Genomic DNA, 5,199 nt, shown 5'->3' on the forward strand with positions numbered 1-5,199 from the left:
CGATAAAATTCCACAACAGAATGCTTGAAAGCAGTGCTGTGCCTGGACATGAAAAACCCCCGAAGGTTGACATCCAACTTTCGGGGGTCAGTTCAAACCCGGGCTTTTTTTGATACTTTAAGCCGCCTAGCGTTTTACGTTTCCGTAGACCATCCGTAGATCAGCGATTTTCTGTATATTTCGGACTTGAGCTAAGCCCTTGAAAACGTTGGCTCCCCGGGCCGGATTCGAACCAGCGACCAACCGGTTAACAGCCGGTTGCTCTACCACTGAGCTACCGGGGAACAGGTGCTCATTCATCAGCGATCTGGCGTATAGCAAAAGGGTTTCGCTTTTGCAAAGGGGCTCTTTCGTTTTTTTCATCTTTTTAACGGAGAAATGACAGCCACGGTCCGGACAGCCTGGAATATAAGGCCGGATTAAAGAGGGATTGAGCGAATGGACAAGCCGGAAGCTGCTGCCCGTAACGGGAAGACCGTCAATGCGCTCGGGTGGCGAATGCCGATTCCACAATCAAGCCTGGCGCGCCGCGTTCTCGGCGTGCTGCTCATTGCCGGCGGTATTCTGGGGTTTCTTCCGATTCTCGGCTTCTGGATGATTCCCCTCGGACTTCTGGTGCTTTCGCACGATTCGCCTCTCATCCGCCGCTGGCGGCGCAAACTCGAAGTGCGCTACGGCCGCTGGCGGAAGGGGTAACGTCAAGCCGGCATTCGAAGTTTTCCGGAAAATTTCAGCTGAAATATTAAAATACGACCACTGCATTATACGAAACGTTAAGTTGCTCACTGTTACCGTGAGTTGTAATTTTCTATTATAAATTGTTAATCAGGATGTTTTTTAAGAGATAGGAAGAATCATGAATCCGAAGTGGAAATCGATATCTTTGGCTGGCTTGATGAGTGTCTCGGCCAGTTTTTCCGTTTTAGCGGCAGAGAAGCAGAGCGGCGGCCCCCAAGCTGTGAACCAAGGTAATGATGCAGCCACGGAATCGGCGTTGGAGGCATGGGGTTGGAAAATGGCCGGCATCACCCCGCCTTACGCCAACTGCTGGCGAGTAACCTATCCCAGCACCGTCTGGACCAAATGCGACCCCTTCCCTACGAAGCCACGAATACCCCCACGAGCCGATGCCACCAAAGATGATCGCTTGGTATTCTACCTTGAGACTCCCGCGCCTGTCACGCAAGCGGTCGCCTCCTTCCCCTTCGTCGCTGGAGCGACGCAAGCAGTCACCAACGGTGGTGGAGGAGATGTGCCGGGCGCATACTCCATCCAAATGAACACGAATTCTGCGAATGGGATGTGGCAACAATTCGCCTATCAAACAGGCGGAAGTGGCGTAGATGGTTTTCTAAGTATATGGTATTGGACTAAAGACTGGAATGGCGTTTCGTATTTAGTTAGTGTGCCGGGCAGCGGTGATTATAGCGTTTCAGAATTTCTGAATACAATGAAAATGTATGCCTTTACCGGTCGATCAAATTCGGATGGCTCTCAAATCCTGGATGGAGTGCTTATGCAGCTCGGGGATACGATAAGCGCCAACATCTATTCAACAGATGGCGCCTTCGATATTTCTCCTTACTGGACTTCAACTGAATTCAATGTTTTAGGATTTGCTAATGGTCTTAATTTAACTTTCAGTGCGGACACGACCCTAACGGCGGAAGTCGGCGCATTGTATGCTGGCTATCAAGAAAAACAGCCTCAGTGCGAGAAGACGGGTACTTCCACCGCAGAGACGAACAATTTGTATCTCGGTTCCTGCACGGCGCTTCCTTATTACCCGGCTGATAAGCCTTATCCGTACATAAGCTTTACCCAAACAAACGATTTTACCCAACCGCCGCCACCGACGGTCGGGAATCCGCGAAATGGGGCCACTTACTCGATCAGTCAAGTTCCGGCGGTTTCCGGCAATGGGATGGCCGATGGATGGGCCTATCCAACCTTGGACGGTCAACCATTCTGCGTAAGCAGAATTTCAGGCGATTCATCATGGGTTTGCCCAACTTTGAATATTTCACCAGGCAAGCACACCATGTCCGTGACGCAGACCTATAACAAACAGAAAAGCCCGCCCGCGACTATAAACTTCACCGTCACGCAGTAACAGAGCGTGGGCGCGATGCCTTGGCGGTTCATGTTCGATTGCCTCGCTCTTGCGCTCAGAGCGAGGCATTCCTTGTGCGGTTCGCCGAGGGATTCAGAATGCGCAAGGGATTTTATTCAGAACCCTCCTTTGGCGCTTGACGATCCAAAACGCATAACCTATTGACCAGCCTAGCTAACGCTAGTGCGGAAGGCCTCGTGGCGGAGTGGTTACGCAGAGGACTGCAAATCCTTGCACCCCGGTTCGATTCCGGGCGAGGCCTCCAATTGCCACACTAGCGTTTGCCGCGGGATTCCCCTTATCCAGCGCGCCTGATCCCGCGTAATTTTCGCGCGAACAGGAAAGCCTGGGACGATGACAGCCGATTTCCCCGATCTCCGCACCAAGATGGTCGATAACCAGATCCGCACGACTGATGTGACCAATGTCGCCGTCCTCGATGCCTTCCTGGCTGTTCCGCGTGAAGAGTTCGTGCCGGCGGCATGGCGTGACCTGGCCTATATCGATGAGGATATCCCGTTGAAGCCTGCATCGGCCGCAGGCGAGCCGGCGCGCTATCTCATGGAACCTTCACCTTTCGCCAAGTTGCTGCAGCTGGCTTCCATCCAGCCGGGCGATCATGTTCTCGATATCGGCGCGGGCACCGGCTATTCGGCCGCCGTGCTGTCGCGGATCGCCGGCTCCGTCGTCGCAGTGGAGAGCGATTCCGATCTGGCCGCGCAGGCCGCGACGCGAATGGTTGAGCTGGGTTTTAACAATGTCGTGATCGCCACGACACCGATGCCCGAGGGCGACCCTTCCCGCGCGCCCTATGACGTGATCGTGATCGAAGGCGCGGTCGATTTCGTTCCCGACGCGCTCTTCGGCCAGTTGAAGAACGGGGGGCGTCTCGTCGCCGTCGAAGGACGCGGAAATGCCGGAATCGCAAGGTTTTATATGAAGGATGAAGGTATCGTATCGGGGCGCGGAGCGTTCAATCTGGCGGTAAAAGAACTCACCGGTTTTTCGCGCGTGCCGCAATTTCAGTTCTGATTTTTTAGGAATGATACATATCTGCAACGGTGCTCATTTTGTTTCGCTAATGGATTGGCAAAAGGGAAATTTACCGGTTATTAAGTCATGCCCGAACCGCTCGGTTCGGTAAGCGGATTCGACATGATTCATAATGAGGTTCACTGTGTTCAAAGTACGCAAAAAATGGTTGGCTGCGGCATTACTTTCGGGCACGGTTCTAATGGGCTCCCCAGCCTTGGCGGAAACGCTTACAGGCGCGCTGACCAAGGCCTACCAATATAACGCGACGCTCAATTCCACCCGCGCCGGCCTCCGCGTCACGGATGAAAATGTGGCGATTGCCAAGTCGGGTTATCGGCCGACGGTCGCAGGCATCGGGCAGTTTGCACGCAGCCGTTCGGGGCAAACGAATGCGAACACGACCGCGGGCAGCGTCGGCATTCAGGTCAACCAAATGCTTTTCGACGGGTTCCAAACCAGGAACAGCGTTGCGTCAGCCGAAACGCAGGTCTATGCGCAGCGCGAAAACTTGCGCAATACCGAACAAAATACCCTTTACAGCGCGGTAAAGGCCTATATGGACGTTTATCAAAATCGGCAGATTGCCGCCCTGCTTGAGCGCAATCTCGCTGCGCTCAATGAGCAGGTGCGCGGTGCGCGGGCTCGTCTGGATGTGGGTGAGGGTACTCGAACCGACGTGGCGCAGGCAGAAGCCGCACGCGCTTCGGCTATCGCGGATCTCAACCAGGCGCGCGCAGACGTCAAATCGGTCGAGGCGGTCTATCGCCAGATCGTCGGTGATGCGCCCGGCAGCCTGAAAGCGGCGCCCATCGCCTCCAAGCTTCCGCGTTCGGTTGACCAGTCCTTTCAGCTCGCGAGCGCCACTCATCCGGCGATCCTTGCCACGAAATATGCGGTCGATGCCGCCGGTTATAACGTAAAGGCGAAGGAGGGGGCGCTGCTGCCGACCCTCGGACTTCAAGCCGAAGCCAGCCATCAGGAAGTATTTGCCGGCGAGACTGGCTTTGGCGATGGCAATTCCGCTTCCATCGGTGTGCAGGTCAACGTCCCGATCTATTCAGGCGGCAAAACATCTGCGCAGGTGCGCCAGTCCAAGGAGCAATTAGGGCAGGCGCGGATCGAAGTCGATGTGGCGCGTGATAGTGTGCGCGCGGCTGTCGCCTCGGCATGGTCGCAGTTTGAATCGGCGCGCGCTTCGGTTACGGCCAATCGCGAGGCCGTCAGCGCTGCCAAGCTGGCGCTGGAAGGCGTGATCGAGGAGCGCAAGGTCGGCCAACGCACAACGCTTAACGTGCTGGAACAGCAGAACGAGATGGTGAAGGCCCAGATAGCGCTCGTGCAGGCAGAACACGACCAGGTGCTGGCGAGCTATGCGATCCTGTCGGCGGTCGGTCGCATGACGGCAGGCCAGATGGGTCTGAAAGTTGCCGAATATAAGCCGGAACAGCATTACGAGGCTGTGAAGGACAAGTGGATCGGCTTGCGTACGCCGGACGGTCGCTGAGCGACTGCTTCGTTTAAACCGGTAAACAAAAACGGCACCCGCGAGGTGCCGTTTTTCGTTGTGGGCATTTGAGGTTGTCAGGTCTCAACTGAAACGCTGATAAGACAAGGCGCGTAGTCCTGCCGTCATCCTCAGTCCTCGGGTTTGCCAGGACCGATCTAGTGCATTTCACTTTTGGATGGAACGATATTTTTTTGTCGGGTGCGGCAACTTCACCGTTGAGGCATGGATTCCTGTGACAAGCACAGGAATGACGGAAAGTTTGCTGTCAACGGCTAGTTCCAACGTTTCTGCCTGGAAAGAACGGTTCCCGGTAGAGGAAAAAACATCTCCACCCGTCATCAAGTCAGTTGCGGCTTGGGAGCGATTTGGTCACGGATGCGAGCGTTTGCGCGGATGATGATCTTTCGCATGATGGCTGCAAGAGCGAGGCGCTTTGGCTTCCCGGCTTTGAGGAATGCCTTGTATGCCGCGGCCAGATCATTTTTGCCGCGGATGGCGGTCAGGGCTGCGATGAAGAGCATCGGCCTGATGTGACGGCGCCCGC

General features: G+C 55.2%; 4 protein-coding genes, 2 tRNA genes and 1 pseudogene. 5 read left to right on the forward strand and 2 right to left on the reverse strand.

Going from position 1 to position 5,199, the window contains the following annotated elements; translation table 11 throughout:
- Window positions 1–209: 209 nt before the first annotated feature.
- Window positions 210–284, reverse strand: a tRNA-Asn gene (locus tag C7477_RS18450).
- 154 nt (window positions 285–438) lie between these two features.
- Between C7477_RS18450 and C7477_RS18455 the strand changes: the two genes are divergently transcribed.
- The 5 genes from C7477_RS18455 to C7477_RS18475 all read left to right on the forward strand — a co-directional run bounded on the left by C7477_RS18455 (window position 439) and on the right by C7477_RS18475 (window position 4,652).
- Window positions 439–696, forward strand: coding sequence for a hypothetical protein (locus tag C7477_RS18455; protein ID WP_110754799.1), 258 nt, complete (start codon window positions 439–441; stop codon window positions 694–696).
- A gap of 160 nt (window positions 697–856) precedes the next feature.
- Entirely contained in the window at window positions 857–2,113 is a 1,257-nt protein-coding gene (locus tag C7477_RS18460; RefSeq protein ID WP_110754800.1) for a hypothetical protein, read from the forward strand.
- A gap of 191 nt (window positions 2,114–2,304) precedes the next feature.
- A tRNA-Cys gene (locus tag C7477_RS18465) sits at window positions 2,305–2,378 on the forward strand.
- 89 nt (window positions 2,379–2,467) lie between these two features.
- Entirely contained in the window at window positions 2,468–3,145 is a 678-nt protein-coding gene (locus tag C7477_RS18470; RefSeq protein ID WP_110754801.1) for a protein-L-isoaspartate O-methyltransferase family protein, read from the forward strand.
- 133 nt (window positions 3,146–3,278) lie between these two features.
- Complete coding sequence (locus tag C7477_RS18475) at window positions 3,279–4,652, forward strand: TolC family outer membrane protein (RefSeq protein WP_110754802.1); 1,374 nt, start codon at window positions 3,279–3,281, stop codon at window positions 4,650–4,652.
- 341 nt (window positions 4,653–4,993) lie between these two features.
- On the opposite strand, the pseudogene C7477_RS18480 reads toward C7477_RS18475, so the two are convergent.
- Window positions 4,994–5,199 (reverse strand): annotated as a pseudogene (locus C7477_RS18480) (IS110 family transposase); the annotation flags it as partial.

The sequence above is a fragment of the Paramesorhizobium leguminum genome, from assembly GCF_003217235.1.
GTDB lineage: Bacteria > Pseudomonadota > Alphaproteobacteria > Rhizobiales > Rhizobiaceae > Paramesorhizobium > Paramesorhizobium leguminum.